Origin of the sequence: Nocardioides abyssi, from assembly GCF_030412915.1 — a bacterium.
Classification (GTDB): Bacteria; Actinomycetota; Actinomycetes; order Propionibacteriales; family Nocardioidaceae; genus Nocardioides; species Nocardioides abyssi.
Genome location: NZ_JAUHJR010000001.1, coordinates 223,195 through 249,501 on the forward strand (window position 1 = coordinate 223,195; position 26,307 = coordinate 249,501).

29 protein-coding genes are annotated in these 26,307 nt (G+C 74.2%); 13 read left to right on the forward strand and 16 right to left on the reverse strand.

Going from position 1 to position 26,307, the window contains the following annotated elements; genetic code table 11:
- Positions 1-3 precede the first annotated feature (3 nt).
- The gene (locus QWY29_RS01105; protein WP_300958800.1) at positions 4-780 is read right to left on the reverse strand and encodes an amino acid ABC transporter ATP-binding protein; all 777 of its coding nucleotides are present in this window, start codon (positions 778-780) and stop codon (positions 4-6) included.
- Positions 781-922: 142 nt separating this feature from the next.
- Here QWY29_RS01105 and miaB point away from each other — a divergent pair, with 142 nt between their 5' ends.
- A complete protein-coding gene (miaB, locus tag QWY29_RS01110; protein ID WP_300958802.1) occupies positions 923-2,401 on the forward strand; it encodes a tRNA (N6-isopentenyl adenosine(37)-C2)-methylthiotransferase MiaB in 1,479 nt (492 codons plus the stop codon).
- A 20-nt stretch (positions 2,402-2,421) separates the two neighbouring features.
- On the opposite strand, the gene QWY29_RS01115 is transcribed toward miaB, so the two are convergent.
- The 6 genes from QWY29_RS01115 to QWY29_RS01140 are packed head-to-tail and all read right to left on the reverse strand — an operon-like array spanning position 2,422 to position 4,174.
- Complete coding sequence (locus QWY29_RS01115; protein WP_300958803.1) at positions 2,422-2,787, reverse strand: hypothetical protein; 366 nt, start codon at positions 2,785-2,787, stop codon at positions 2,422-2,424.
- Positions 2,787-3,095, reverse strand: coding sequence for a hypothetical protein (locus QWY29_RS01120; RefSeq protein WP_300958804.1), 309 nt, complete (start codon positions 3,093-3,095; stop codon positions 2,787-2,789). The genes QWY29_RS01115 and QWY29_RS01120 overlap by 1 nt, the downstream gene beginning before the upstream one ends.
- Complete coding sequence (locus QWY29_RS01125; protein WP_300958806.1) at positions 3,095-3,631, reverse strand: NUDIX hydrolase; 537 nt, start codon at positions 3,629-3,631, stop codon at positions 3,095-3,097. Before QWY29_RS01125 ends, QWY29_RS01120 begins: the two co-directional genes overlap by 1 nt.
- A complete protein-coding gene (locus QWY29_RS01130; protein ID WP_300958808.1) occupies positions 3,615-3,791 on the reverse strand; it encodes a hypothetical protein in 177 nt (58 codons plus the stop codon). Before QWY29_RS01130 ends, QWY29_RS01125 begins: the two co-directional genes overlap by 17 nt.
- A complete protein-coding gene (locus tag QWY29_RS01135; RefSeq protein ID WP_300958809.1) occupies positions 3,788-3,946 on the reverse strand; it encodes a hypothetical protein in 159 nt (52 codons plus the stop codon). The genes QWY29_RS01130 and QWY29_RS01135 overlap by 4 nt, the downstream gene beginning before the upstream one ends.
- Before the next feature lie 60 nt (positions 3,947-4,006).
- Positions 4,007-4,174 (reverse strand): hypothetical protein, encoded by a 168-nt coding sequence (locus QWY29_RS01140; RefSeq protein WP_300958811.1) that lies wholly within the window; start codon positions 4,172-4,174, stop codon positions 4,007-4,009.
- Between the two features lie 47 nt (positions 4,175-4,221).
- Between QWY29_RS01140 and miaA the strand changes: the two genes are divergently transcribed.
- The 9 genes from miaA (at position 4,222) to QWY29_RS01185 (ending at position 12,521) form a co-directional block, all read left to right on the forward strand.
- Positions 4,222-5,187, forward strand: a complete 966-nt coding sequence (gene miaA, locus QWY29_RS01145) for a tRNA (adenosine(37)-N6)-dimethylallyltransferase MiaA (RefSeq protein ID WP_300958813.1) — start codon at positions 4,222-4,224, stop codon at positions 5,185-5,187.
- Entirely contained in the window at positions 5,184-6,203 is a 1,020-nt protein-coding gene (locus QWY29_RS01150) for a serine hydrolase domain-containing protein (protein WP_300958815.1), read from the forward strand. The genes miaA and QWY29_RS01150 overlap by 4 nt, the downstream gene beginning before the upstream one ends.
- 115 nt (positions 6,204-6,318) lie before the next feature.
- Positions 6,319-7,257: a helix-turn-helix domain-containing protein gene (locus QWY29_RS01155; RefSeq protein ID WP_300958816.1), complete on the forward strand. Its 939-nt coding sequence runs from the start codon at positions 6,319-6,321 to the stop codon at positions 7,255-7,257.
- Positions 7,254-7,805 carry a dihydrofolate reductase family protein gene (locus QWY29_RS01160; protein ID WP_300958818.1) on the forward strand — a complete coding sequence of 184 codons (552 nt, stop codon included), beginning with the start codon at positions 7,254-7,256 and terminating at the stop codon, positions 7,803-7,805. Before QWY29_RS01155 ends, QWY29_RS01160 begins: the two co-directional genes overlap by 4 nt.
- Positions 7,806-7,972: 167 nt before the next feature.
- Positions 7,973-9,808 carry a gamma-glutamyltransferase gene (gene ggt, locus QWY29_RS01165; RefSeq protein ID WP_300958819.1) on the forward strand — a complete coding sequence of 612 codons (1,836 nt, stop codon included), beginning with the start codon at positions 7,973-7,975 and terminating at the stop codon, positions 9,806-9,808.
- Between the two features lie 32 nt (positions 9,809-9,840).
- Complete coding sequence (locus tag QWY29_RS01170) at positions 9,841-10,488, forward strand: pyridoxamine 5'-phosphate oxidase family protein (protein ID WP_300958820.1); 648 nt, start codon at positions 9,841-9,843, stop codon at positions 10,486-10,488.
- Entirely contained in the window at positions 10,481-11,362 is an 882-nt protein-coding gene (gene dapF / locus QWY29_RS01175) for a diaminopimelate epimerase (RefSeq protein WP_300958821.1), read from the forward strand. Before QWY29_RS01170 ends, dapF begins: the two co-directional genes overlap by 8 nt.
- Positions 11,363-11,390: 28 nt before the next feature.
- A complete protein-coding gene (locus QWY29_RS01180) occupies positions 11,391-12,167 on the forward strand; it encodes an SDR family NAD(P)-dependent oxidoreductase (protein WP_300958822.1) in 777 nt (258 codons plus the stop codon).
- A gap of 141 nt (positions 12,168-12,308) precedes the next feature.
- Positions 12,309-12,521, forward strand: a complete 213-nt coding sequence (locus QWY29_RS01185) for a hypervirulence associated TUDOR domain-containing protein (RefSeq protein ID WP_300958823.1) — start codon at positions 12,309-12,311, stop codon at positions 12,519-12,521.
- Here QWY29_RS01185 and QWY29_RS01190 read toward each other — a convergent pair.
- Positions 12,518-13,153 (reverse strand): nucleoside/nucleotide kinase family protein, encoded by a 636-nt coding sequence (locus QWY29_RS01190; protein WP_300958824.1) that lies wholly within the window; start codon positions 13,151-13,153, stop codon positions 12,518-12,520. The two genes, QWY29_RS01185 and QWY29_RS01190, sit on opposite strands and share 4 nt — an antisense overlap.
- A gap of 125 nt (positions 13,154-13,278) precedes the next feature.
- Between QWY29_RS01190 and hflX the strand changes: the two genes are divergently transcribed.
- On the forward strand, positions 13,279-14,850 hold the full coding sequence (gene hflX, locus QWY29_RS01195) for a GTPase HflX (protein WP_300958825.1): 1,572 nt from the start codon (positions 13,279-13,281) through the stop codon (positions 14,848-14,850).
- 188 nt (positions 14,851-15,038) lie between these two features.
- Entirely contained in the window at positions 15,039-15,743 is a 705-nt protein-coding gene (locus tag QWY29_RS01200) for an SGNH/GDSL hydrolase family protein (RefSeq protein WP_300958826.1), read from the forward strand.
- Between the two features lie 174 nt (positions 15,744-15,917).
- Here the strand turns inward: QWY29_RS01200 and QWY29_RS01205 are convergent, their stop codons facing one another.
- From QWY29_RS01205 to QWY29_RS01235, 7 genes are all read right to left on the reverse strand, one after another.
- Positions 15,918-16,916 carry a sugar phosphate isomerase/epimerase family protein gene (locus QWY29_RS01205; RefSeq protein ID WP_300958827.1) on the reverse strand — a complete coding sequence of 333 codons (999 nt, stop codon included), beginning with the start codon at positions 16,914-16,916 and terminating at the stop codon, positions 15,918-15,920.
- A gap of 1 nt (position 16,917) precedes the next feature.
- On the reverse strand, positions 16,918-18,093 hold the full coding sequence (locus QWY29_RS01210) for a Gfo/Idh/MocA family protein (RefSeq protein ID WP_300958828.1): 1,176 nt from the start codon (positions 18,091-18,093) through the stop codon (positions 16,918-16,920).
- Positions 18,086-18,988 (reverse strand): sugar phosphate isomerase/epimerase family protein, encoded by a 903-nt coding sequence (locus QWY29_RS01215; protein WP_300958829.1) that lies wholly within the window; start codon positions 18,986-18,988, stop codon positions 18,086-18,088. The genes QWY29_RS01210 and QWY29_RS01215 overlap by 8 nt, the downstream gene beginning before the upstream one ends.
- A 120-nt stretch (positions 18,989-19,108) precedes the next feature.
- Positions 19,109-20,308 (reverse strand): substrate-binding domain-containing protein, encoded by a 1,200-nt coding sequence (locus tag QWY29_RS01220; protein ID WP_300958830.1) that lies wholly within the window; start codon positions 20,306-20,308, stop codon positions 19,109-19,111.
- A 38-nt stretch (positions 20,309-20,346) separates the two neighbouring features.
- Positions 20,347-21,453: an ABC transporter permease gene (locus tag QWY29_RS01225; protein WP_300958831.1), complete on the reverse strand. Its 1,107-nt coding sequence runs from the start codon at positions 21,451-21,453 to the stop codon at positions 20,347-20,349.
- Complete coding sequence (locus tag QWY29_RS01230) at positions 21,450-22,472, reverse strand: ABC transporter permease (RefSeq protein WP_300958832.1); 1,023 nt, start codon at positions 22,470-22,472, stop codon at positions 21,450-21,452. Before QWY29_RS01230 ends, QWY29_RS01225 begins: the two co-directional genes overlap by 4 nt.
- Positions 22,469-24,076 (reverse strand): sugar ABC transporter ATP-binding protein, encoded by a 1,608-nt coding sequence (locus tag QWY29_RS01235; protein WP_300958833.1) that lies wholly within the window; start codon positions 24,074-24,076, stop codon positions 22,469-22,471. The genes QWY29_RS01230 and QWY29_RS01235 overlap by 4 nt, the downstream gene beginning before the upstream one ends.
- Before the next feature lie 93 nt (positions 24,077-24,169).
- Here QWY29_RS01235 and QWY29_RS01240 point away from each other — a divergent pair, with 93 nt between their 5' ends.
- The gene (locus tag QWY29_RS01240) at positions 24,170-25,360 is read left to right on the forward strand and encodes an ROK family protein (RefSeq protein ID WP_300958834.1); all 1,191 of its coding nucleotides are present in this window, start codon (positions 24,170-24,172) and stop codon (positions 25,358-25,360) included.
- Between the two features lie 10 nt (positions 25,361-25,370).
- Here the strand turns inward: QWY29_RS01240 and QWY29_RS01245 are convergent, their stop codons facing one another.
- The gene (locus QWY29_RS01245; RefSeq protein WP_300958835.1) at positions 25,371-26,297 is read right to left on the reverse strand and encodes an alpha/beta fold hydrolase; all 927 of its coding nucleotides are present in this window, start codon (positions 26,295-26,297) and stop codon (positions 25,371-25,373) included.
- Between the last annotated feature and the right edge of the window lie 10 nt (positions 26,298-26,307).

The window sequence follows — 26,307 nt, forward strand, 5'->3', positions numbered from 1 at the left end:
CCTTCAGTGCTGGAGGATCTTGCCGAGGAAGTCCTTGGCCCGATCGCTCTGCGGGTTGGTGAAGAACTGTTCGGGGGTGGCTTCCTCGACGATCGCCCCGTCGGCCATGAAGACGACCCGGTCGCCGGCCGTGCGCGCGAAGCCCATCTCGTGGGTGACCACGACCATCGTCATGCCGCGCTCGGCGAGGTCGACCATGACGTCGAGGACCTCGGAGATCATCTCGGGGTCGAGCGCGGAGGTCGGCTCGTCGAAGAGCATCACCTTCGGCTCCATCGCCAGGGCCCGCGCGATGGCGACGCGCTGCTGCTGGCCGCCGGAGAGCTGGGCGGGGTACTTCGCGGCCTGGTGGCCCACGCCGACGCGGTCGAGCAGCTCGCGGGCGCGCTTCTCCGCGGCGTCCTTCTTGATCCCGCGGACCTTGACCGGGCCGAGCATGACGTTCTCGAGGATCGTCTTGTGGGCGAAGAGGTTGAAGGACTGGAAGACCATGCCGACCTCGGCACGCAGCGCCGCCAGCTCCTTGCCCTCGGCCGGCAGGGGCTCGCCGTCGAGGGTGATGGTGCCCTGGTCGATCGGCTCGAGGCGGTTGATCGCGCGGCACAGCGTGGACTTGCCCGACCCCGACGGGCCGATGACCACGACCACCTCGCCGCGGTGGACCGTCAGCTCGATGTCCTGGAGCACGTGCAGGTCGCCGTACCACTTGTCCACGTGGTCGAGCACGACCAGCGGCTCGCCGGAACCCCCGCCCTCAGCAGCCGTCCGGTGCGTCGTCATGCCGCCGGACACTATCCACACCCGGCCCGTGCGGGCCATGCCTGGCCCTGGGGTGTTCCCGACCGCGACCGGATCGTGACCTGCGGAGGCTCCCTGCACGATTCCGCGGCGTCGCGCGCCGCGCCGTACCCTCGGAGGCGCTATGTCGACGCCCCGCACCTACGAGGTCCGCACCTACGGGTGCCAGATGAACGTCCACGACTCCGAGCGGCTCACGGGCCTGCTGAAGGGCGCGGGGTACGCCGCCGCCCCCGCGGGCGAGCAGGCCGACGTGGTCGTCTTCAACACCTGCGCGGTGCGGGAGAACGCCGACAACAAGCTCTACGGCAACCTCGGCCACCTCGCTCCGGTCAAGGCCGCCAAGCCGGGCATGCAGATCGCCGTCGGCGGCTGCCTGGCGCAGAAGGACCGCACCACCATCACCGAGCGCGCGCCCTGGGTCGACGTCGTCTTCGGCACCCACAACATCGGCTCGCTGCCGGTGCTGCTGGAGCGGGCGCGGGTGCAGGAGGAGGCCCAGGTCGAGATCCTGGAGAGCCTCGACGTCTTCCCGAGCACGCTGCCGACCAAGCGGGAGTCGGCGTACGCCGCGTGGGTCTCGGTCTCGGTGGGGTGCAACAACACGTGCACCTTCTGCATCGTCCCCGCGCTGCGCGGCAAGGAGAAGGACCGGCGCCCCGGCGACATCCTCGCCGAGGTCCGCGCGCTCGTCGCAGAGGGCGTCACCGAGGTGACGCTGCTGGGGCAGAACGTCAACGCCTACGGCGTGGAGTTCGGTGACCGGCAGGCGTTCAGCAAGCTGTTGCGCGCGTGCGGGGACATCGAGGGCCTCGAGCGGGTGCGGTTCACCAGCCCGCACCCGGCGGAGTTCACCGACGACGTCATCGAGGCGATGGCCGAGACGCCGAACGTCATGCCGAGCCTGCACATGCCGCTGCAGTCCGGCTCGGACCGGGTGCTGCGCGCGATGCGCCGCTCCTACCGGTCGAGCAAGTTCCTCGGGATCATCGACCGGGTCCGCGCCGCGATCCCGGACGCCGCGATCACCACCGACATCATCGTCGGCTTCCCCGGCGAGACCGAGGAGGACTTCCTCGAGACGCTGCGGGTGGTGCGCGAGTCGCGCTTCGCCAGCGCGTTCACCTTCCAGTACTCCAAGCGCCCCGGCACCCCCGCCGCCGTCCTCGAGGACCAGGTGCCGCCGGAGGTCGTCAAGGACCGCTACGGCCGCCTGGCCGCCCTCGTCAGCGAGATCGCCTGGGAGGAGAACAAGCGGGTCGTCGGCCGCACCGTCGAGCTGATGGTCGCCGAGGGCGAGGGGCGCAAGGACGCCGAGACGCTGCGGCTCTCCGGCCGCGCGCCCGACAACCGGCTCGTGCACTTCGCCGCCCCCGACGCCGCGCTGGGGACGCCGCGACCGGGCGACATGGTCACCGTCGAGGTCACCTACGCCGCTCCGCACCACCTGGTCGCCGACCGGGTGCTCGCCGTGCGGCGCACCCGCTCGGGCGACGCCTGGGAGGCACGTACGGCGGCGCCGGCCGCGCCCTCGGGCGTCTCGCTGGGCATGCCGTCGCTCGGCGTGCCCGCGCCGCTGCCGGCCGCGCCGGCGTGCGGCTGAGCCTGCTCCTCGGGTGCGGCTCAGAGGTCGGGCTTGGCCTCGAAGGGGTGCTCGTCGGACCGCGGGTCCCGGCTGGAGTAGCCGGCCTTCGGGGTGACCCCGTCCGGGTTGACCTCGGTCCCGCCGGTGGACTGCTCCGGCGGGGCGTCGGCGCCGGCCTCGGCCAGTGAGCTGTCGCGCACGCCGTCGGTGCTCGTCTGGCCCGGACCGGCGTGGCCCACCCGCTCGGAGCTGACGCCCATCCCGCCCGCGGCGCCGTCGGGGCCGTTGGCGTTGGGGTTCGACGCGCGCAGCGGGTCGGCGAGGTCGGGGTCGACGGGCAGGTCGTGCTCGCCGTCGTGCGCCCCGCCGGGCTCCCCGTCGTGCTCGCCGTCGTGGGAGGTCATCACTCGGCCTTGCCCTGCTCGGCCGCGCCCTCGTCCTTCTCGCCGGCCTCCTCGGGGGAGGCCTCGGTCGCCTCGGTGGAGGTGTCCTCCGTGCCGGACATCTGCTCCTGGAGCGTGTCGGGGGTGCTGTCGTCGATCGCCGGGTTCTCGTCCGGCGTCAGGTCGGGGATCGTCCGCTGCTCAGTGACCGGGGCGTCGTCCTCGATCGCGTCGGCGCCGCCGGGCTGCGGCTCGCCGGGCTCGATCTGGGGCTCCGGCATCGCGGCGAGCTCTCCCGTGCCGGTGTCGGTGCGGGTCTCCTCGGACATCAGTCCTCCTCGTCGAGCGGGTCGACCGCGGCGTCGAAGCCGAAGGTCGAGTACGGCGTGCTGGTACCCGACCGGATGCCCGCCAACACGGCCGCCTCGTGCGGCACGACCGGGTCCGGGAGGGCGTCGAGCGGCCACCAGCGCAGGTCGGCGGCCAAGTCGTGCTCGACGATGCGCGGCTCGCCCGACCAGGCGCGGGCGGTGAAGAAGAAGTCGATCCGCTCGTCGATCGGCTCCCCGCCGCGCGTGCGCTGCATGGCGGTCACGAACGCCAGGTCCAGGTCGTCGACCGCGAGCTCCTCGCGGGCCTCGCGCCGCGCCGCGTCGTACGCCGTCTCGCCGCGCTCGACGTGGCCCGCGGCCGCCGCCGCCCAGTGGTCGTCCATGTAGCCGGTGCCGCTGCGCAGCTGCAGCAGCACCTCGGTGCCGCTGCCCGCGCCGCCCTCCCGCAGGAGGAAGACGTACGCCGCCGGCACGACCACGAACCGCCCGTGCAAGGGGCCCGTGTCGGGGCTGGTGTCACTCAGGGCGGTCACCGTGCCGGTGGTCGGCCTCGGAGCCGGCGACCGGCTCCTCGAGGTGGGAGTCGTCGACCTCGCCGTGCGCCTCGCGGTCGGCGTCGGTCGGGGAGGCGGGCTCGTCCTCGCGCATCGGGGTGCCCGGGGGCTGCGGCGTCTCGGCCGGCTGTCCGGTCATGGCTGCTCCTCCTCGTCGGTGGTCACGTCGTTGGGGGTGACGGCGGGCTCGCCGGTCGCCCCCTCGTAGACGGTGCCGGTCTCGGCCGACTCCGGCTCGTCCGGCACGTGCTCGTCGGCCTCGTTCTCGATCTTCTCGGGGGTGTTGTCGCTCATGTCAGCCTCCTGCGGTCGCGCTCGCCGGCCGGGTCATCGGTCGGCTCTCCTGGCTGGGCTCTACTGGCTGGGCTCGGGGAACGACGTCTCGGCGTTCTCCTCCTGCACGTCCTCCTCGGCGGCCGAGGGGTCCGTGCCATCGGGCAGCTCGCTGGCGTGCTCGCCGGGCGGGTCCTGCTCGGTGTCGAGGAGGGGCTCGGTGCGCTCCTCGGGGATCGGCGCGGTCATGGTGCCCTCCGGTCGGCTCGGGTGCGGTTCCTTGTCACACTAGCCAGATGCCGCCGACCTCAATCCCGGCCCCGACCGGGCGGCCGGTGCCGGTCGTCGCCGTCGTCGGCGCGACCGCCAGCGGCAAGACCGCGCTGTCGCTGGACCTGGCCGAGCGGCTCGGCGGCGAGGTGGTCAACACCGACGCGATGCAGCTCTACCGCGGCATGGACGTCGGCACCGCGAAGCTGCCCGTCGCCGAGCGCCGCGGCATCCCGCACCACCTGCTCGACCGGCTCTCGGTGCGCGAGCCGGCGAGCGTCGCGGAGTTCCAGGGCTGGGCCCGCGCGACGATGGCCGACCTGCGCGCCGCCGGCCGCGTGCCGGTGCTCGTCGGCGGCTCCGCGCTCTACACCCGCGCGGTGCTCGACCGCTTCGAGTTCCCCGGCACCGACGAGGCCGTCCGCGCCCGGCTGGAGGCCGAGCTCGCCGACGTCGGGCCCGCTGCCCTGCACGCCCGGCTGGCCGAGGTCGACCCCGAGGCCGCCTCGCGCATCCTCGTCGAGAACGGTCGCCGCACCGTCCGCGCGCTCGAGGTCGTCGAGATCACCGGCCGACCGTTCAGCGCGTCGCTGCCGCAGCCGGCGTACGTCGACCCGGCCACCGTGCAGGTCGGCGTCGACATCGACCGGCCCACCCTCGACGCGCGGATCGAGCAGCGGGTGGACGCGATGTTCGAGGCCGGTCTCGTCGACGAGGTGGCCCGGCTGCTCGACGAGGGGCTGGCGGAGGGGAGGACCGCGAGCCGCGCGATCGGGTACGTCGAGGTGGCGGCCCACCTGGCCGGCGAGCTGTCGCTGGCCGAGGCGCGCGAACGGACCGTCGTGGCCACCCGCCGCTTCGCCCGCCGGCAGGACGCGTGGTTCCGCAAGGACCCGCGGGTGGTGTGGGTGCGCCACGACGACCCCGACCGGGTGGAGCAGGCGCTGCGGGCCGTGGCGGCCGTCGCGGCGGTCGGCGGGGTCGAGGCATGAGCCGCCGGCGCCCGACCCCGTCCGTCGAGGAGGTGCTGGCCCGTCGGGCCGACGACGGCACCGGCGTCGTGGTCGCCGTCCGGACCCCCGCCGGGTCCACCTTCCACAGCCGCGGGGAGCTGCCCGACGGCGCCGCGTCGCTGCTCGAGATCGGCTCGGTCACCAAGACGATGACCGCGCTGCTCCTCGCCGACCTCGCCCGCGACGGCGTGGTCGGCCTCGACGACCCGGTCGCCGACCACCTGCCGGTCGCGCCGCCGGTCGAGGGCCGGCCGATCACGCTGCGCGACCTCGCCACGCACCACTCCGGCCTGCCGCGGCTGCCCCGCGGCGCGTGGTGGCCGGGGATGACGAGCGCGCGGCACGACCCCTACGCCCGCTACGACGAGGCCACGCTGTCGGCCGCCGTGCGCGCGACCCGGCCGCGCGTCGAGCCGGGCCGGCGCTTCGGCTACTCCAACCTCGGCGGCGGCCTGCTCGGCTGGGCGCTCGCCCGCGCGGCCGGCACCGACTACGCCACGCTCCTCGCCGACCGGCTCACCGGCCCGCTCGGCCTCGTCGACACCGGCGTCGCGGTGCCGGCCGGCCAGGAGCACCGGCTCGCCCCCGGCCACGGCTGGCGCGGCCGCCCCGCCGGCCGGTGGGACCTCGGGCTGCTCGCGGGCGCGGGCGGCGTGGTCTCGACCGCCGCGGACCTCACGCGCTACCTCGGCGCCTTCGACACGGCGTACGACGGGCCGCTGGCGGGCGCCGCCGCCGACACCCGCGCGCCGCAGCACCCCGCGGGGCGGGTGGGCCGCGCGCAGGTGGGGCTCGGCTGGCTGCTCGCGCCCGACGGGATGCTCTTCCACGACGGCGGCACCGGCGGCTACCGCTCCTTCGCCGCGACCCGCCCCGACCTGGGTGTCTCGGTGGTCGTGCTGTCCGCGCGGGCCCGCGGGGTGACCGGCTTCGGCATCCTGCTGCTGCGCGCGGCCGTCGACGCCGTGCCTCCCGCCGTGCCCTCCGGCGGCTGAGGGGTCGTGTGCCTCACGACGTGGAGGACCGCGTCGCCAGGCACACGACCCGCGGCGGGGCAGGTGCGCAAGAACGGTCGGGCGCAGCACCGCCGTCCGGGACCAGACTGGTCGCATGGACGAACGGCAGGGCCGCGACCGGCTCCGCGAGCTGCTCGACGCGGTGCTCGACGAGGACAACCGGACGCTGACGGACATGGCGGGCGACGCCTACGCGTCGCCGTACCACTTCACCCGCCGGCTGCGCCGCGACGCCGGCGAGCCGCCCGTGGCGATGCGCCGTCGGGTCGAGCTGGAGCGGGCGGCGTGGCAGCTGCGACGGGGGACGAGCGTGACCGACGCGGCGTTCGCGGCGGGCTACGAGAGCGTCGAGGGGTTCAGCCGGGCGTTCACGAGGGCGTACGGCGAGCCGCCGTCGGCCGTGGGTTCCGGCGGGCCCCGCGACCACGGGCTGCCGGCGCCGAACGGCATCCACTTCCACCCGCCGACGTCGCTGTGGGTCGACGCCACGGAGGGAGCCGGGGCCACGGCCGGCGCGGTCACCGACCAGCTCGTGCGCCACGACCTCGACGACACCCGCGCGCTGCTCGAGCTGGCGAAGGGGCTGCCCGCCGACCCGCTGCACCGAGAGGTCCTCCCTGGCGCCCGCGTGCTCGCGTGGGACGGCGAGGAGCCGTCTGTGGCGGCGGTGCTGGAGCACCACGTCCACGCCAAGGAGGTCTGGCTCGCTGCCGTCGAGGGCCTCGACACGCCCGCCCGCGGCGACGGCGACCCGTCGCGGTTGCTCGAGCGGCACGACGCGGTCGCGCCGCGGTGGCTGGCGATGGTGCGCGACGTCGACCGGCGCGGTGCGTGGGACGACCGGCTCGTCGACGCGCTGTGCGACCCGCCGGAGAGCTTCGTGCTCGGCGAGGTCGTCGCGCACGTCCTGACCTACGCCGCCCACCGGCGCCAGCTCGCCCGCCTGATGATCCGGATGCTCGGCGTCGCGGTCGACGACGGCGACCCGATCACCTGGAGCCGCACCACCCGCACGAAGGAGACCCACCGATGACGAGGACCGTCTACTACACCGCGACCACGCTCGACGGGTTCCTGGCCGACGAGCACGACTCGCTGGACTGGCTGCTGAGCCAGCCGCTCGACGAGGGCGGGATGCTCGACCACGGCGCGTTCATCGGCGGCATCGGTGCGCTGCTCATGGGCCGCACCACCTACCAGTGGGTGCTCGACCACAACGCGGAGACCGGTGAGGAGTGGGCCTACCCCCAGCCGACCTGGGTGATGACGCACGCCGACCTCGCGCCGGTCGCCGACACCGTCACCATCGCCTCCGGCGACGTGCGCGAGGTGCACGCGGCGATGGTGGCGGCCGCCGACGGCAAGGACGTCTGGGTCGTCGGCGGCGGCGACCTCGCGGGCCAGCTCGCGGAGGCGGGCCTGCTGGACGAGGTGCTGGTCTCGATCGCGCCGGTGACGCTCGGCGCCGGCCGGCCGCTCCTCCCGCGCCGGCTCGACCTGCGGCTGACCTCGCACGGCCGCAACGGGGCGTTCCTGTGCGCGACGTACGACGTCGTGGGCGTCCGCTCCCAGCCGGGGTAGTAACGGTCGGGAACGTCCGTCCCGGTGCTCGTGGAGGTCAGGAACGTCCGTTACTACCCCGACGACCGCCTGCCTGAGACCGGCCCCGGGCGGGCACCTCGACAACTGTCGGCGGCCGGGTCCAGAGTGATCGGACCGCCTCGTCCGCGGATCTCTCGGGAGGAACCATGCGCCGTCACTCCATCGTCCGGGCCGTCCCCGCCCTGGCCCTGCTCGCACCGGCGCTGGTCGCGCTGCCCGGGGCGCCGCCTGCGGCGGCCGTGCCGGTGCCGCCGAAGATCCCGGTCGCGACCGGCACCGGCGGGGCGGTCTCCTCGGTGGACCCCGACGCCACGCGGATCGGGCTGGCCGTGCTCCGCTCGGGCGGCAACGCCGTCGACGCGGCGGTCGCCACGGCGGCGGCGCTGGGCGTCACCGAGCCCTACAGCGCCGGCCTCGGGGGCGGCGGCTACTTCGTCCACCACGACGCCTCCACCGGGAAGGTCGAGACCATCGACGGCCGCGAGACCGCTCCGCGCGGCATCCCGGCCGACGCCTTCCTCGACCCCGCGACTGGCGAGCCCTACGAGTTCACGCCCGACCTGGTCACCAGCGGCGTCAGCGTCGGCACGCCCGGCACGCTGGCGACCTGGGAGCGGGCGCTCGACCGGTGGGGGAGCCGCTCGCTGAAGCAGGTCCTCGGCCGCCCCGCCGCCCTGGCCCGCAAGGGCTTCGTCGTCGACGACACCTTCCGGCAGCAGACGAAGGACAACCGCGAGCGGTTCCGCACCTTCACCTCCACCAAGCAGCTGTTCCTGCGCGGAGGGCGGCTGCCGCAGGTCGGCACCCGCTTCCGCAACCCCGACCTGGCCCGCACCTACGACCTGCTCCGCCAGGCTGGACCGGCGCCGTTCTACCGGGGCCCGATCGCCGGGGAGATCGCGAAGTCGGTCCGCAAGCCCCCGCTGAGCGGGCGCACCGACCTGCCCGTCCCGACCGGCTACCTGACCAAGCGCGACCTGCGCGACTACCGCGTGCGCGACCAGGCCGCGACCCGCACCGGCTACCGCGGCCTCGACGTCTACGGGATGGCGCCGTCCTCCAGCGGCGGGTCGACCGTCGGGGAGGCGCTGGAGATCCTCGAGCGCCACGACCTCGCCGCGATGGACGAGGCGCAGGCGCTGCACCTCTACCTCGAGGCGAGCGCGCGCGCCTTCGCCGACCGCACGGCGTACGTCGGGGACGCGGCGTACGTCGACGTGCCGCTCGACGACCTCCTCTCGCCGACCTTCGCCGCCGAGCGCGACTGCACGATCGACCCCGAGCAGGCGGCGCCGAAGCCGGTCGACCCGGGTGACGTGACGTCCTACGACGGCGAGTGCGCGGCCGGGGAGGGGCCCGAGCCGGTCGCGGTGCCCGACACCGAGAACGTCGAGACGACCCACCTGACCGTCGTCGACCGGTGGGGCGACGTCGTGTCCTACACGCTGACCATCGAGCAGACCGGCGGGTCGGGCATCGTCGTGCCGGGCCGCGGGTTCCTGCTCAACAACGAGCTCACCGACTTCACCGCCGAGCCCGACCCCGAGGACCCCAACCGCATCCAGCCCGGCAAGCGGCCGCGCAGCTCGATGTCGCCGACGATCGTGCTGCGCGACGGCAAGCCGGTGCTCGCGGTCGGCTCGCCGGGCGGCTCCACGATCATCACGACGGTGCTGCAGATCCTGGTCGAGCGCTTCGACCTCGGCCGGAGCATCGCCGAGGCGCTGGCCGCGCCGCGCGCCTCGCAGCGCAACACCGAGGCCGTGACCGCCGAGCCGGCGTTCATCGAGGCGTGGGGGCCGCAGCTCGAGGCCTTCGGCCACACCCTGGCCCCGGCCGGTGACGCGCTGACCAGCGCCGCGGAGATCGGGGCGGCGGCCGCCATCGAGATCGGGCCGGACGGGCTGCTCACCGCGGCCGCGGAGCCGGCCCGGCGCGGCGGTGGCTCGGCCGGGGTCGTCCGCCGGCAGGAATCTCCGTGAGGTGAGGGGGCGGCGCGCACTACCGTGGCCGGGTGACCGAGACCGCCGCCCCCGCCAGCCGCGAGATCACGAGCGTCGACGAGCTCGTCGCCCTGTTGGGTGAGCCGAACGAGCGCGCGGTGAACAAGTCGCGACCGGCGCTGCTGCCGGTGGACCGCGACTGGCTGGCCGCGTCGCCGTTCTGCGTGATGGCGACCAGCGACGCCAACGGGCGCTGCGACGCCTCGCCGAAGGGCGACCCGGCCGGGCAGCTGGTGCACGTCATCGACGACCGCACGATCGCGCTGGCCGAGCGGCCGGGCAACCGGCGGGCCGACGGCTACCGCAACATCCTGGTCAACCCCCACGTCGGGCTGAACTTCCTCATCCCCGGCCGCGGCGACACCTTGCGCATCAACGGGCGCGCGCGGCTGGTGAGCGACGCGCCGTGGTTCGACGAGCTGGTCGTCAAGGGCCACCGGCCGCTGCTGGCGGTCGTGGTCGACATCGAGGACCTCTTCTTCCACTGCGCGAAGGCGTTCCTGCGCAGCGGGCTGTGGCAGCCGGAGACCTGGGACCCCGAGGCGAGGGTGCCGCGGCGGGCGCTCATCGCCAAGGAGGTCGAGGCCAACGGGATGGACGTCGCCCAGCTCGACGACTACTACAAGCCGGAGAACTACGGGAAGTCGCTCTATGAGTGAGCAGGACTACCCCTTCCTCAAGGGGCACGGCACCGAGAACGACTTCGTCCTCCTGCCCGACCACGACGGCACCCGCCACGGCGACCTCGACCCGGCGCGGGTCGCCCGGCTGTGCGACCGGCGGGCCGGCATCGGCGGCGACGGGGTGCTGCGGGTCGTCCGCACCGCGGCGTACGCCGCCGCGCGCGAGCACGCGGACCCGGCCGAGGCCGAGTGGTTCATGGACTACCGCAACAGCGACGGCTCGCTCTCGGAGATGTGCGGCAACGGCGTGCGGGTCTTCGCCCGCCACCTGCTCGAGGAGGGCCTGGTCGCCCCCGGGCGGCCGATCCCGGTCGGCACCCGGGCCGGCGTCAAGGTGATCGAGGTCGACGGCGACCGGATCACCGTCGACATGGGTCGCCCGCGGCTGCTCGGCGACACCGAGGTCGCCGTGGGGCCGGCCCACTGGGCGGCGACCCACGTCGACATGGGCAACCCGCACGCGGTCGCGTTCCTCGCCGACGGCCAGACCCTGGACCCGTCCGGGCCGGTCGGGCCGCTGACCTCCGAGCCGGGCTTCGACGCCGAGGTCTACCCGCACGGGGTCAACGTGGAGTTCGTCGAGCGCCGCGGCGCCGGCCACGTCGCGATGCGCGTCCACGAGCGCGGGTCGGGGGAGACCCGCTCCTGCGGCACCGGGGCGTGCGCGGTCGCGGTGGCCACCGCGCTGGCCGACGGCCGGGCCCCGGGCGAGGGTGGCGGCGGCGCCGGCGACGCGACGTACCGCGTGGACCTGCCGGGCGGCACCCTGGAGATCACCTGGACCGCCGACGACCGGGTCCTGATGAGCGGCCCGGCGGTCGTCGTCGCCCGCGGAACCACCGCCCTGTGAGTCCCGGCGGACCACTACAGTCCGCTGCATGGAACTCAACGGAGCCAGTGCCATCGTCACGGGCGGAGCGTCGGGCATCGGCGCTGCCTGCGCCCGCCAGCTCGCCGCCCGCGGTGCCGTCGTGGTCGTCGCCGACCTCCAGGCCGACAAGGGTGAGGCCCTCGCCGCCGAGATCGGCGGCGTCTTCGCCCGCGTCGACGTGACCGACACCGAGCAGATCGCCGGCGCCGTGCGCGCCGCCGCCGAGATCGCGCCGCTGCGCGCGGTCGTCAACTCGGCCGGCATCGGCTGGGCCTCGCGCACCATCGGCCGCGACGGCACGCTGGAGTCGGCACACGACCTCGACGCGTTCAAGAAGGTCGTCGCGATCAACCTCGTCGGCACCTTCGACGTGGTCCGCCAGGCCGCGACCGTGATGAGCACCCAGGACCCGACCGAGACCGGCGAGCGCGGCGCGATCGTCAACCTCGCCTCCGTCGCGGCGTTCGACGGCCAGATCGGCCAGGCGTCGTACTCCGCCTCCAAGGGCGGCGTCGTCGGCATGACCCTCCCGGTCGCCCGCGACCTCTCCGCCGCCGCGATCCGCCTCAACACCGTCGCCCCGGGCCTGATCGAGACCCCGATCTACGGTGAGGGCGAGGGCGCGGAGGCGTTCAAGGCCAAGCTGGGCGAGAGCGTGCTCTTCCCCAAGCGCCTCGGCACCGCCGACGAGCTGGCCAGCATGGTCATGGAGTGCCTGACCAACTCCTACATGAACGCCGAGACCATCCGCGTCGACGGCGGCATCCGGATGCCTCCCAAGTGACCTCCCTGCGTTGAGGCCCGTCTGCGGCCTGTCACAGCCTGTTCACGAACGCCTCGTGCTGCCCAGCGTGCGCTCCGGCGCACTCCTGGCAGCACGAGGCGTTCGCCTTCTCCCGGGAGGGCCGGTGGGTACCGGTGCGCCATGACGAAGGAGCTGAAGAAGGGCGACCAGGTCGAGTGGAAGTCCCACGGCGGGACCGCCGAGGGCGAGGTGGAGGAGAAGATCACCTCCGACACCCACGCGGCCAAGCGCGACGTGCGGGCGAGCGAGGACGACCCGCAGTACCTCGTGAGGAGCGAGAAGTCCGGCGGCGAGGCCGTGCACAAGCCGGACGCGCTGAAGAAGAAGAGCTAGGTACGCCGCGGCGCGGCCCAGCCGGTCAGGTCGACGCTGGTCAGGTCGACGCTGGTCAGATCAACGACGTGGTCGGCGCGGTCAGCCGCGGCGTCGACGAGCCGCGCGTTCGGCTCGTCGACGCGCTCCACCCAGGCCCGCGCCTCGTCGGGCGTCTTGCCGTGCCGCACGTGGCGGGCGACCAGCCGCTCGCGCCGCAGCTCGTCGTCGACGTGCAGGTGCCACACCACGTCGAGCTCGGCCCGCACCGCCCGCCACCGCGGCTCGTCGAGCAGCAGGTAGTTGCCCTCGGTCACCACCGTCCCGGTCGGCGGCACCGGGACCGCCCCGGCGAGCGGCTGCTCGAGGTCGCGGTCGAACGTCGGGGCGACCACCGCCGGCTCGCACGCGCGCACCCGCCGCAGCAGCGCGGCGTACCCCTCGGCGTCGAAGGTGTCCGGTGCGCCCTTGACCTCCAGCAGGCGGCGGCGGGCCAGCTCGACGTCGGCGTAGTGGAAGCCGTCCATCGCGACGACCCCGAGGCCGTGCGCGGCGGCGAGCGCCGCGGCGTACGTGCTCTTGCCGACGCCGGGCGCGCCGGTGAGGCCGAGCAGGCGGATGCCCAGGCCGTCCGAGGGGAAATGGTTGTCCACAGCCCCAGTCAAGCGGGCATAGTGGACGGCTCGGAGGCGTTGTGCCTATCGAGATGACGCTGAGCACCACACCTGGCACGACACCTGGCACGACACCTCGTAAGACAGGCAAGACACGGAGGCACATGACCAACGCGAACGCACGGGACTTCTCGCTCGACGCCGAGCTGGAGGAGACCCGCGCCTGGGACGACCAGGACCCGGACCTCGACCCCGCCGACCTCGAGGCGGACCTGGAGACCGGTGACCTGACCGACGACGACGATGACGACGACGACGGGGACGACGGGTTCGAGTCGGGGTACGCCGACGAGCCCGACCCCGAGGAGCTGACCACCGGCGAGCTCGACCTGGCCGAGCGCCACGAGCTGCGCCGCGTCGCGAGCCTGCGCACCGACCTCGAGGACATCACCGAGGTCGAGTACCGCCAGCTGCGCCTCGAGCGGGTCGTCCTCGTGGGCGTCTGGACCGAGGGCAGCGTCGAGGACGCCGAGAACTCCATGAGCGAGCTCGCGCTGCTCGCCGAGACGGCCGGCTCCGAGGTGCTCGACGCGATCTACCAGCGCCGGCAGAAGCCCGACCCGGCGACGTACATCGGCCGCGGCAAGGTCGAGGGGCTCAAGGAGATCGTCGCCGCGACCGGCGCCGACACCGTCATCTGCGACGGCGAGCTCGCGCCCAGCCAGCTGAGGAACCTCGAGGACCGGCTCAAGGTCAAGGTCGTCGACCGGACCGCGCTGATCCTCGACATCTTCGCCCAGCACGCGAAGTCCAAGGAGGGCCAGGCGCAGGTCGAGCTGGCGCAGCTGACCTACCTCAAGCAGCGCCTGCGTGGCTGGGGTGGCAACCTGTCGCGCCAGGTCGGCGGTCGCGCCGCCGGCGGCGTCGGCATCGGTGGCCGCGGTCCCGGTGAGACCAAGATCGAGACCGACCGGCGCCGGATCAACACCCGGATCGCCAAGCTCCGCCGCGAGCTGCGCGAGATGAAGGGCACCCGCGACACCAAGCGCCAGGAGCGGCGCCGTCACCGGATCCCCGCCGTGGCGATCGCCGGCTACACCAACGCCGGCAAGTCCTCGCTGCTCAACCGGCTCACCGACGCCGGGGTGCTGGTCGAGGACGCGCTGTTCGCGACGCTGGACCCCACGACGCGTCGTACGACGACCGCGGACGGCCGCGTCTACACGATGTCGGACACGGTCGGTTTCGTGCGGCACCTGCCGCACCAGCTGGTCGAGGCGTTCCGCTCCACGCTGGAGGAGGTGGCCGACGCCGACCTCGTCCTGCACGTCGTCGACGGCTCCCACCCCGACCCCGAGGGGCAGATCGCCGCGGTGCGCGAGGTGTTCGCCGAGATCGGCGCCGACCGGGTGCCCGAGCTCGTCGTCATCAACAAGGCCGACGCCGCCGACCCGATGGTCATCGCGCGGCTCAAGCAGCGCGAGCCGCACTGCGTGGTCGTCAGCGCCAAGACCGGCGAGGGCGTCGCCGAGGCGCTCTCGGTCGTCGAGGGCGAGCTGCCGCGGCCGGGCGTGGAGTTCTCCGCGTTGCTCCCCTACGAGCGCGGCGACCTGATCAACCGGCTCCACCAGCACGGCGAGATCGACTCCGTCGAGCACACCGCGGACGGCACGATCGTCCACGGCCGCGCCAACGAGGACCTTGCCGGCGAGCTGGCGGCGTACGCCCTGGCCTGACCCGGCACCTCTCGCAAGACCCCGCGGACCGCATCCGCACGGCAGCGGCCCCTCGCACGAGCGGGGGGCCGCTGTCGTGCGTGCAGGGTGGCACTCGTGGGGCATCGCGAGTCGGTATTTGTCGTCGGTTCGGCAACGGTCGTGCAACAACTGCCGCGTGGACCAGACCACTGCCGCACCATCGTCTGGTGCACCTCGCCCGACCCTCGACGCGGACCCTCGTCCTGGCCGTCTGCCTGCTCCTCCTCGCCACCGCGCTGGTCCTCCAGCTGGCCGACCGGGCCCGCGGCACCGGCGCCACGCGGTGCGAGCGGTTCGCGGCCGGGTCGGCCGAGCGGGCCGCGGTCGTGACCGGTGAGGGGCGCGACGTCGTGGTCATCGGCGACTCGTGGTCGGCCGGCCTCGGGCTCGACGAGGTGGCCGCCTCCTGGCCGTCGCGGCTCGAGGGCCGGGTGCGCGTCGCGGGCTTCTCCGGGTCCGGCTTCAGCGCCGGCGCGAGCGGCTGCGGCCCCGAGGTCTCCTTCGCCGACCGGGCCGCGGGCGCGCTGCGCGGCGGCGCCGACCTGGTGGTCATCGAGGGCGGGCTGAACGACGTCGACCAGGGCGACGCCGCGATCCGGGCCGGCTTCGAGCGGCTGCTGGCGGCCCTGCCGACCGGTCCCGACGCGCCCCCGGTGGTGGTCGTCGGACCGGCGAGCGCGCCGGCCCGCGCGGACGGTGTCGCCCGCGTGGACGCGCTGCTGGCCCGGCTCGCGGAGCGGCACGCGGCGGCGTACGTCCCCACCAGCGGGCTGGACCTGCCCTACCTCGACGACCGGCTGCACCTGACGCCCGAGGGCCACGGGCTTTTCGGCGACGCCGTGGCCGACGCCATCGCCGCCGCGGGCGTCTGACCCGGCTGGCCCCCGCTGGCCGGCGCTGGCCCGCGGCCGCCCGCGGCCCTTGTAACGGACCGTCCGCTGCTCTGTAGGCATGCTGCAGCGTGCCTACACCGTGGCGAACGGCGCGTTACATGAACGGGTGGGGCCGACGGGACACGTGTGACGGCCAGCCCGACCGGCCCGCGGCTAGGAGCTGAACGCCGCGTCGAAGGCGGCGGCGGGCGGGTCGTAGTCGAACCGCTTGAGGAAGGCGAGGGCTTCGGGGGCGCCGTGCAGGCGGTCCATGCCGGCGTCCTCCCACTCCACCGAGATCGGGCCGGCGTAGCCGATGGCGGCGAGCGCGCGGAAGCAGTCCTCCCAGGGCACCTGGCCGCGGCCGGTGGAGACGAAGTCCCACCCGCGGCGGGGGTCGCCCCAGGGCAGGTGCGAGGACAGCCGGCCGTTGCGGCCGCCGCCCAGGCGCAGCCGGGTGTCCTTGCAGTCGACGTGGTAGATCCGGTCGGCGAAGTCGGTGATGAACGCGACCGGGTCGAGGTCCTGCCACATCATGTGGCTGGGGTCCCAGTTCAGCCCGAACGCCTCGCGGTGGCCCACCGCCTCGAGCGCACGCACCGTCGACCAGTAGTCGTAGGCGATCTCCGAGGGGTGCACCTCGTGGGCGAAGCGGACGCCGCACTCGTCGAAGACGTCGAGGATCGGGTTCCAGCGGTCGGCGAAGTCGGTGAAGCCGGCCTCGATCCGCGACGCCGGCACGGGCGGAAACATCGCGACGTAGGGCCAGATGGAGGAGCCGGTGAAGCCGACGACCGTCGAGACGCCCATCCGCTGAGCGAGCCGCGCGGTCAGCCGCATCTCCTCCGCGGCGCGGGTGCGCACGCCCTCGGGGTCGCCGTCGCCCCACACCCGCTCCCGCACGATCGCGCGGTGCCGCTCGTCGATCGGGTCGTCGCAGACGGCCTGGCCGGTGAGGTGGTTGGAGATCGCCCAGCAGCCGAGCCCGTGCCGCTCGAGGATCTCCAGCCGGCCCTCGACGTAGCCGGGCTCGTCCCAGCGCCACGCGTCCAGGTGCTCGCCGGAGACGGCGATCTCGAGGCCGTCGTACCCCCAGCCGGCGGCGAGGCGCGCGACCTCCTCGAGCGGGAGGTCGGCCCACTGGCCGGTGAAGAGGGTGAAGCGCTTGCCCATGTCAGTCCTCCTGCTGGGTGGTGGCGGTCGGTACGTCGACGCGGGCCCCCGAGCGTCCCGCACTCTCCTCGATGGCCGCCAGCACGCGCTGGACGGCCAGGCCGTCGGCGAACGACGGCGACGGCTGGGTCCGGTTCGCGACCGCGGTCAGGAAGTCGGCGGCCTGCGAGGTGAACGTGCTGTCCCAGCCCAGGGTGTGGCCCGGCGGCCACCACGCGTCGAGGTAGGGGTGGTCGGCCTCGGTCACCAGCACCCGGCGTACGCCGCCGGCGGGGTCGAGCCCGCGGTCGTCGACGCCGAGCTCGTTGAGCCGCTCGAGGTCGAACGACAGCGAACCGGCCGTGCCGTAGACCTCGATCTGCAGCGCGTTCTTGCGGCTGGTGGCCACCCGGCTGACCTCGAGGCTGACCACCGCGCCCGACGCGGTCTCGAGCGTGGCCCAGGCGGCGTCGTCGACGGTGACCTGCTCGGGGCCGTGCTCGCCGGGCCGCTCGGGCACGAAGGTGCGCAGGTGGCCGCTGGCCGCGACGACCGGCTCGCCCAGCAGGTGGTGGACCTGGTCGACCACGTGGGAGCCGAGGTCGCCGAGCACGCCGGAGCCGGCCGACTCCCGGCGCAGCCGCCAGGTCATCGGTGCGGTCGCGTCGACCAGCCAGTCCTGCAGGTAGCTGGCCCGGACCTGCCGCACGGTGCCGATCCGGCCGTCGGCGATGATCCGCCGCGCGAGCGCGAGCGCCGGCACGCGTCGGTAGTTGAAGCCGGTCATGGTGACCACCCCGCGCTCGGCCGCGGCCGCGGCGGCGGCCACGAGGGCCTCGGACTCGGCGACGGTGTTGGCGAGCGGCTTCTCGACCAGCACGTGCTTGCCGGCCTCGAGCGCCGCCAGCGCCACCTCGGCGTGCAGGTGGCCGGGCGTGCACACGTCGACGACGTCGACGTCGTCGCGGGTGACCACGTCACGCCAGTCGGTGGCGGTGTCGGCCCAGCCGTAGCGGTCGGCCGCGGTCTTCAGCGCCGCCGGGTCGCGACCCACCAGCACCTGCTGCCGAACCGGCGGCACGTCGGGGAAGAACGCCGAGACGTTGCGCCAGGCGTTGGAGTGCGCCTTGCCCATGAAGGAGTAGCCGATGACGGCCACTCCGAGGCCGGGCGCGCTGGACGGGGCTGCGTCAGTCATGGGCGGCGCCTCCTGGGGCGTGGGAGCCGGTCAGCGACCGGAGGAACGTGAGGCCGTCGCGGGCGAGGTCGTCCGGCGAGGCGGCCAGGGGGCGCCAGATCGAGGCGGCCACCGCGATCGAGGCGTTGTCGGGGGTGAAGCTCTCGATGTTCAGCGCGCCGGCGTAGCCGACGTCGTCGAGCGCGTCGAGGAGCGACGGCCAGTCGGTCTGGTCGTGGCCGGGTGCGCCGCGGTCGTTGCCGCAGACCTGCACGTGCACCAGGTGCCGGCCGGCCCGCCGGACGGCGTCGGCGCTGGAGCGCTCCTCGATGCCGAGGTGGTAGGTGTCGAGCGCCAGGCCGATGCCGGGGTCGGGTGCGTCCAGGAGCGGCGCCAGCGCGGTGAGCGCCTGGTCGACGGTGTTGACCAGCGAGGTCTCGTAGCGGTTCAGCGGCTCGATGCCGATCGCCACCCCGGCGGCGCGCGCGTGGTCGAGCACCGGCGCGAGGTGCGTGCACCACTCGTCGTACGCCGCGTGGCGCTCGTCGGGCGTCATCCGCCAGACCCGGCCGGTCGCGGCGTAGAACGGGCCGCACACGCTGGGCGCTCCGACGGCGGCGGCGAGGTCGACGCAGCGACGCAGGTAGTCCTGGGTGTGGGCGACGGTCGCGGCGTCGGTGGCGACGAGGTCGCGGCCGGGGGCCATCGCGCCGACGACGTACGCCGCCAGGCCCGCTTCGCGGACGGCGGCCGCGGTCCGGGCCGGGTCGAGGTGGTCCGGCTCCTCGAGCGGCAGCTCGACCGCGTCGAAGCCGAGGCCGGCGACCAGCGCGAGCATCCGGGGCAGGTCGGCGTCGGTCAGCGGGGAGGTCCAGACCCAGGTGTTGATGCCCAGGGGGCGGGGTTGCGCGCGCACGGGCACACCTTCCGGTCGCAGGAGTCGGGGAGGCGGGGCGGGGTCGTTCGTCGGGGACCGGGGTGCCGGCCGGGGGTGGGTCCGTCCACCCCCGGCCGGTCCGGCCTCAGGGACGCGGGGTCACGGGATCTGGCGGTCCTGCCAGACCTGCGGGTAGCCGGGCAGGTCCTCGCCACCGAACTTCGCGTAGTGGCCGTCGGGCATGCCGTCGTTGGCCTCGAGGAAGTCCGCGCGCTCGTCCTCGGTGATCGGGGTCTGCGGGAGCACCCACTCCTTCGGGACCTCCTCGCCCGCGACGATCTTGGAGATCGCCAGGAGCGGGGTGCGCCACTGGAAGTTGGAGTAGACCGGGGCGAGGCCGGTCAGGCCCGTCTCCTCCCACTTGCGCAGGAAGCTCATCTCGTCCTCGCCGGTCATCACCGGGTAGTCGACGCCCTGGTCCTCGAAGGCCTCGATGGCGGCGACGGCGCCGTCACCTGCGTCCATCCAGACGCCCGCGACGTCGCCCTTGGTGAGCTCGTCGGTGATGATGCCCTTGATCTTGGTGGGGTCGGCGCCGGTGAAGTAGTCGACCGCCTCGATGCCGTTCTCCTCGAAGATCTTCTCGGCCGCGGCCCAGCGGGTCTCGAGCACGTCGACGCCCGGCAGGATCCGCAGCGCGACGACCTTGTCGCCCTCCTCGAGGTTCTCGACCAGGAAGTTGGCGGTGTCGATGCCCCAGGCGTAGCCGCCGATGGGGTGGATGAACGTCGTGTAGCAGTCGGTCTCGACGCCGCGGTCGAAGACGATGACCGGCTTGCCGGTGTCGCAGGCGCGCTCGACGGCGGGGGTCATCGCGGCCGTGGAGTTCGGGGAGATGACGAAGACGTCGCAGTTCCCCTCGCTGATGAAGTAGTCGATGTCGGCGATCTGGGTGTTGTCGTCGTCCTGGGCGTCGCGGGTCTCCATCTCGGAGATGACGCCCTCGTCCTGGAGCACCTTCAGCTGCTGGTTCATCGTGATCCAGCCGGTCTGGCGCCACGGGTTGGAGATCGAGGCGTTCGCGAAGCAGACCTTCTGCGCCTTCTTCGAGGTGTAGTCGGCGGTGTCGGTCATCTCGCCGTCGATGTACTGCAGCCACGGCTGCTCGGGGTCGCCCTCGAACGTCGCCGAGCGCTGCTCGTCCTGCTCGTCGAAGTCGGCCTGGACGAACCACTCCTCGCCACCGCCCGACTCCTCGGTCTCGGAGGCCGACTCCTCGCCCGCCTGGGGGGCGGGGTCGTCGACGGAATCGTCGGTGCTGCACGCGGCCAGGACGGCCAGGGCAGCGACGGACGCCACGGCGCCCCTGAGCGACCTGCTTCGCAACGGTGTGCGCATCAGTTGTCTCCTGTGGTTGTGCCCGGGGTGGGCTGGTGGTGGGTGAGGTGCCGAGACGAGGGAGAGGTACGTCGGGGGCGCCGGCCGCGCTGCCAGGCGCGACCGGCCACGGCGACGGCGGCGATGATGATCAGCCCCTGGACGGTGGCGCGCCACGTGGACTCCACCCCGAGGGCCGTCAGCAGGACGAACAGCAGCTCGAGGGCGACCGCGCCGGCGGCGGCCGAGAGCACCCAGCCGCGGCCGCCGCCGAGGAGCACGCCGCCGAGGACCACCGCGGTGATCGCGGTGAACTCGTAGCCCTGGCCGACCGAGGGGTGCACACCGGCGTACCCGACGAGCAGGATCCCCGCGACGGTCGCCGAGAGCGAGGAGATGACGAACGCGCGGGTCTTCAGCCACCACAGCGAGCTGCCCGAGACACGGGCCGCGTCGGCGTTGTCGCCGGCGGCGACGAGGCTGCGGCCGAACGGGCGGCGCATCGACCACGACGCCAGCGCGCCGAGCACGACCAGGATCAGCAGCGGGTAGGGGATGACGTCGACGACCGGCACGTCCTGGATGCCGCCGCGGCCGATCTCGCGGAACGCGTCGGCAGGGTTGCCGGTGGCCGCGCCGCCGGTGAGGTGGTCGACCAGGCCGCCGAGCGCCAGCATCATCCCGAGCGTCACGATGAAGCTGGGGACGCCCAGGAGCGTGGTGCCGAGGCCGTTGAGCACGCCGATCAGCACGCCGACGGCGAGCATCAGCACCATGACCGGCAGGATCCGGCTGTCGTCCTGCCCGATCAGGTTGCCGGCCATCACCACCTGGGCGGCGACGACCGCGCCCATGGAGAGGTCGAACTCCCCGGAGACGATCACGTAGTACTGCCCGATCGCCGCGATCGCGATCGGCGCGGTGCGGCCGAGGAAGCGGATGATCACGCCCGGGTCGCCGAAGTTCGGGTTCGCCGCGATCGTGGCCACCAGCAGGAGCAGGACCAGCACGTAGACCGCGCCGCCGGGGGTGGCGAGCGCCGCTGCGGCCCGCCCGCCCAGGCTGCGGTGGTGGTCGGCCAGCGGGGCGCGACCGGGCCGGTCGAGGAGCGGGGTCGAGGTGGTCACTTCGCCTCCTGGAGGGCGGCGTCGAGGCCCGTGGGCCGTTCGAACCGGGCGGGGCGGCGGTCGATCTCGCGGCGGGCGTAGACGGCGACCGCGACGACGATGACGAGCCCGCGGACGACGTCCTGGAGGAAGGCGCTGACGCCCATCACGCCCATGACGTTGTCGAGGACCGAGAAGATCGCGACGCCGGCAAGGGTGCCGACGACGTTGCCCTTGCCGCCGGCCAGCAGCGTGCCGCCGAGGACGACGGCCGCGATCGACATCAGGTCGTAGTCGCCCTGGCTGCCGATCGTCGGGCTGCCGACGCTGAGCCGGGCCAGCAGGAGCAGGCCGGCGAGCGCCGCCAGCACCGAGGAGAGGGTGTGGGCGACCAGGACCGGCACCGACGTGCGGATGCCGGACAGGCGGGCGACCTCGCGGTTGCCGCCGACGGCGTACAGGTGGTGCCCGGTGCGGGTGCGCCGGAGCATGAGCACGACCAGCACCGCGCAGCCCAGCAGGATCAGCGTGGAGACCGGCACCGGGCCGACCTGGGTGGCGCCGACCAGGCGGAAGGAGCGCGGCGCGGAGCCGTGGCTGCCCTGGTAGTTGGTGGCGAGGTAGCCGCTGATCACCAGGCCGGTGCCGAGCGTCGCGATGAACCCGTGCACGCCGAGGTAGGCCACGATCGCGCCGTTGACCAGCCCGATCGCCGCGGCGACCGCGAGGGCGAGCAGGACCGCGGGGAGCACGTTGCCGTCCTGCCCGGCCATCGTGCCGGCGGCCAGCACGCTGACCAGGCTGACGACGTACGGCACCGACAGGTCGAGGCTGCCGACCAGGATCACCAGGGTCTGCCCGATCGCGATGAAGCCGAGGATGCTGATGCCGGTCAGGAGCGCGGAGATGTTGCCGGTGCTGAGGAAGTTGCGGCCCTCGACCGCGGTCAGCACGAAGCCGACCACCAGGCTGAGCGCCAGCAGCACGAGCACGATGCCGGTGGAGGTCAGCGGCGCCCCGCGCCGGAGGAGCGTGCTCATGCGCCCGCCTCCCCGGTGACGCCGGTGGCGCTCGTGGCGCCGGTGACGCCGGTCGCGACCTGGAGCACCTGCTCCTCGGTCGACCCGGCGGGCAGCTCGCCGGCCACCCGCCCGTCGCGCATCACGACGATCCGGTCGGACATGCCGATCACCTCCGGCAGCTCGCTGGAGACCATGAGGACGGCTACGCCCCGGGCCGCGAGCGCGCGCATCAATTCGTAGATCGAGTGCTTCGCGCCGACGTCGATGCCCCGGGTGGGCTCGTCCATCAGCACGACGCGGGGCTCGGTGGCCAGCCAGCGGGCCAGCACCACCTTCTGCTGGTTGCCGCCGGACAGGAACTGGACCTCCTGGTCCATCGCCCGGGCCGAGACCTCGAGCGAGGACAGCAGGCCGGGCAGCTCGCGCCGGGCCGCACCCGTGCGCCGGGGGAGGACGGCGCGGACGACGCCGAGCGCGTTGTCGAGGATCGTCTGGTTCAGCGCCAGGCCGGTGGCCTTCCGGTCCTCGGTCACCATCGCCAGGCCGGCCCGGATCGCCGCGCGCGGGGAGCGGGGGCGTACGTCGCGGCCCCCGTCGCGCCCGCCGATCCGCATGGTGCCGCGGGTGAGCGGGCGGACGCCGAAGACCGCCTCCAGCAGCTCGGTGCGGCCCGAGCCCTGCAGGCCGGCGATGCCGACGACCTCGCCGGCCCGCAGCGTGAGGTCGACCCCGTCGACGTACCCGTTGCCGGCGCCGCGCAGCTCCAGCAGCACGTCGCCGACCTCGGTGCCGGGCAGGGGGTCGGGGAAGAACGACGAGATCGACCGGCCGACCATGAGCCGCACGAGCTCGGCGTCGTCGAGGTCGGCCGCCGGGCGGGTGGTCACCTGCCGGCCGTCCTTGAGGACGGTGATCATGTCGCAGAGGTCGAAGACCTCCTTGAGCCGGTGGGAGACGTAGATGATCGCGACGCCGCGCGCGGTGAGGCGGGCGATCACGGAGTAGAGCAGCTCGACCTCGTGCTCGGCGAGCGCCGCGGTGGGCTCGTCCATCTGGATGACGCGGGCGTCGTAGCTGACCGCCTTGGCGATCTCCACCAGCTGCTGCTCGGCGACCGAGAGGGTGCGGACCCGCTGCCCCGCCCGGAGGCCGGTGACGCCGAGCCCGGCGAGCAGCTCCTCGGTGTCGCGGTGCATCCGCTCGACGTCGACGAGGCCGCGGCGGCGGGGCTCGCGGCCGAGGTAGACGTTCTCGGCGACCGAGCGCTCGGGCAGGAGGTTGAACTCCTGGAAGACCGTGGACAGGCCGGCCTGCTGGGCCTGGACGGGGTGGCTGAAGGTCACCTGCTCGCCGCCGACCTCGACGGTCCCGGCGTCGGGGGAGTGGACGCCGGCGAGGATCTTCATCAGCGTCGACTTGCCCGCGCCGTTCTCGCCGACCAGGCCGAGGACCTGCCCGGCCCGCAGCTCGAGGTCGACGTCGGCGAGCACCGCGTGCCCCGCGAAGGACTTGGTCAGCCCGGAGGCGCGCAGGACGACGCCGCCGGCGGGCGCGGCCGACGGGCCAGGCGTCCCGGGGGTCTCGGGACTCTCGGCGCTCTCGGGGGGCGACGTGGTGGTCACGACCGCACTGTGGCACGCGTCACCCACTTCTGTCGATAGTCCGTCAAAAGTCGCGTGCTGGACGTCCAGAAGGGGGCGTGGAACACTGCGGCCGTGCGGACCAGCGACGTCTTCGAGCTCCTCCGGGACGGGCAGCCCCGCACCCGGGCCCAGCTCGCGGACCTCTCGGGACTGGCCCGCTCGACCATCGCCTCGCGCATCGACACGCTGATGCGGCTGGGCCTGGTGGCGCCGTACGGCGGCGGGGTCTCCACCGGTGGCCGCCCGCCGTCGCTGCTCGCTCTCAACCCGATGGCCTGGGTCGTGGCCGGCGTCGACATCGGCGCGAGCCACGCCACCGCCGCGCTGTCGGACCTGAGCGGCTCGATCCTGGTCGAGCGCCGGGCCGACCTCGACGTGGCCCTCGGCCCCGACCACGTGCTCGGCTGGGTGGAGCAGGTCGTCGGCGAGCTCCTCGCCGACCAGGGCCGCGAGGTCGGGGAGCTCGCCGCGATCGGCATGGGGCTGCCCGGCCCCGTCGAGCACTCCACGGGCCGCGCGATCAACCCGCCGATCATGCCGGGGTGGGACGGGTACGACGTGCCGGGCCACGTGCAGCGCGCCTTCGACGTGCCGGTGCTGGTCGACAACGACGTGAACATCATGGCGCTGGGCGAGCAGCACGCCCACCTGCCCGACGTCGATGACCTGGTCTTCATCAAGGTCAGCACGGGCATCGGCGCGGGGCTGATCTCCGGCGGGCAGCTCCAGCGCGGTGCGCAGGGGACCGCCGGCGACCTCGGCCACGTGGCGGTGGCCCGGGCCGCGGAGGTGCTGTGCCGCTGCGGCAACCAGGGCTGCCTGGAGGCGGTGGCGGCCGGACCGGCGCTCGCCCGGGCGCTGCGCGAGGCGGGCGTCGAGGCGGCGGGCTCGGCCGACGTCGTGGCGCTGGTGCGCAGCGGGGACGCGCGCGCCGTGCACGCGGTGCGGCAGGCGGGTCGCGACCTCGGCGAGGTGCTGGCGACGCTGGTCAACATGATCAACCCGTCGGCGATCGTCATCGGCGGCTCGCTGGCCGACGCCGGGGAGAGCCTGCTGGCGGGGATCCGCGAGGTCGTCTACCAGCGCTCGCTGCCGCTGGCCACGCAGCACCTCGCGGTCACCACCTCCCGCGCCGGCGAGCGGGCGGGCGTCATCGGCGCCGCGGCGCTCGCCATCGGCCACGTGCTCTCGCCCGAGCACATCGACCGCGCCGGCGCGCGGGTCACCGAGGCGGCCGCCGGCGGGGCGGCGACCGCGGTCTGAGGCCGGGCGGCTAGACCCCGCCGAGCCGCTTGAGGTCGGCCAGGATCGTGTCGACCCGCGCGAGCAGGGTCAGGTGGCCCTCGTCCTCGAACAGGTGCGCCTCCGCGCCGGGCACGTGCGCGGCCAGCCACGCGCCGTGCTCGTAGGGGACCATCGCGTCCTGCCGGCCCTGCCACACCGCGACCGGCACGCGGACGTCGGCGAGGTCGAAGCCCCACGGCGCGACGATCGCCAGCCCGTCGTCGACGGCACCGACGACACCCTGGGCCCCGGCGCGGCGGAACGTCTCGGCCGTCCACGCGGCGTACGCACCGTCCAGCGCGGCCGCGTCCACCGGCGTCACCAGCTCGCCCAGCGCCGCGGCGACGTCGTCGGCGGTCGCTGCGAAGATCGGAGGGAGCGTGCGCGCGAGCAGCTCCTCGTACGCCGCCCGCCCCTGCACCGCGGCGGCGAACTCCTCGACGTTCTCCGGGGCCATGCCGGCGTCCCAGTCGAGCCCGTCGGCGTCGTGGGGCGCGACACCGGCCAGGGTGGCGGCCGCGCGGCAGCGGTCGGGCAGCAGCGCGGCGCAGGCCAGCGCGCGGGGCCCGCCGCCGGACCAGCCGATCGTCAGGAACTCGTCGACGTCGAGCGCGTCGAGCACCGCCACCGTGTCGGCGACGTCGTCGACCACCCGGGGGCCGTCGAGGGAGAGCGGGCGGGGCGTCGAGCCGCCGTAGCCCGGCCGCGACATCGTCACGAGCCGCAGGCCCAGGTCGGCGCAGGCCCGGTCCAACGGGGCGTGGCGCACCGCCGCGGTCGGCGTGCCGCCGTGGAGCACGAGCGGGAAGCCGTCGGCGTCGCCACCGGTCAGCACCTCCAGCACGCGACCGTCCGCAGTCGGGACGGAGAGGGTGGCTGCGGCGGCGCCGGCCGCGTCGAAGGTGTCGTCGTCCACAGTCGGAGCG

Excerpts from the sequence above, each read along its gene's own strand:
- miaB (WP_300958802.1), top strand. The coding sequence starts at position 923 with ATGTCGACGCCCCGCACCTACGAGGTCCGCACCTACGGGTGCCAGATG.
- QWY29_RS01120 (WP_300958804.1), bottom strand. The coding sequence starts at position 3,095 with ATGTCCGAGGAGACCCGCACCGACACCGGCACGGGAGAGCTCGCCGCG.
- QWY29_RS01185 (WP_300958823.1), top strand. The coding sequence starts at position 12,309 with ATGACGAAGGAGCTGAAGAAGGGCGACCAGGTCGAGTGGAAGTCCCAC.
- QWY29_RS01210 (WP_300958828.1), bottom strand. The coding sequence starts at position 18,093 with ATGACTGACGCAGCCCCGTCCAGCGCGCCCGGCCTCGGAGTGGCCGTC.
- QWY29_RS01135 (WP_300958809.1), bottom strand. The coding sequence starts at position 3,946 with ATGAGCGACAACACCCCCGAGAAGATCGAGAACGAGGCCGACGAGCAC.
- QWY29_RS01205 (WP_300958827.1), bottom strand. The coding sequence starts at position 16,916 with ATGGGCAAGCGCTTCACCCTCTTCACCGGCCAGTGGGCCGACCTCCCG.
- QWY29_RS01155 (WP_300958816.1), top strand. The coding sequence starts at position 6,319 with ATGGACGAACGGCAGGGCCGCGACCGGCTCCGCGAGCTGCTCGACGCG.
- QWY29_RS01140 (WP_300958811.1), bottom strand. The coding sequence starts at position 4,174 with ATGACCGCGCCGATCCCCGAGGAGCGCACCGAGCCCCTCCTCGACACC.
- hflX (WP_300958825.1), top strand. The coding sequence starts at position 13,279 with ATGACCAACGCGAACGCACGGGACTTCTCGCTCGACGCCGAGCTGGAG.
- ggt (WP_300958819.1), top strand. The coding sequence starts at position 7,973 with ATGCGCCGTCACTCCATCGTCCGGGCCGTCCCCGCCCTGGCCCTGCTC.
- QWY29_RS01180 (WP_300958822.1), top strand. The coding sequence starts at position 11,391 with ATGGAACTCAACGGAGCCAGTGCCATCGTCACGGGCGGAGCGTCGGGC.
- QWY29_RS01115 (WP_300958803.1), bottom strand. The coding sequence starts at position 2,787 with ATGACCTCCCACGACGGCGAGCACGACGGGGAGCCCGGCGGGGCGCAC.
- QWY29_RS01150 (WP_300958815.1), top strand. The coding sequence starts at position 5,184 with ATGAGCCGCCGGCGCCCGACCCCGTCCGTCGAGGAGGTGCTGGCCCGT.
- miaA (WP_300958813.1), top strand. The coding sequence starts at position 4,222 with ATGCCGCCGACCTCAATCCCGGCCCCGACCGGGCGGCCGGTGCCGGTC.
- QWY29_RS01105 (WP_300958800.1), bottom strand. The coding sequence starts at position 780 with ATGACGACGCACCGGACGGCTGCTGAGGGCGGGGGTTCCGGCGAGCCG.
- QWY29_RS01160 (WP_300958818.1), top strand. The coding sequence starts at position 7,254 with ATGACGAGGACCGTCTACTACACCGCGACCACGCTCGACGGGTTCCTG.
- QWY29_RS01130 (WP_300958808.1), bottom strand. The coding sequence starts at position 3,791 with ATGACCGGACAGCCGGCCGAGACGCCGCAGCCCCCGGGCACCCCGATG.
- dapF (WP_300958821.1), top strand. The coding sequence starts at position 10,481 with ATGAGTGAGCAGGACTACCCCTTCCTCAAGGGGCACGGCACCGAGAAC.
- QWY29_RS01230 (WP_300958832.1), bottom strand. The coding sequence starts at position 22,472 with ATGAGCACGCTCCTCCGGCGCGGGGCGCCGCTGACCTCCACCGGCATC.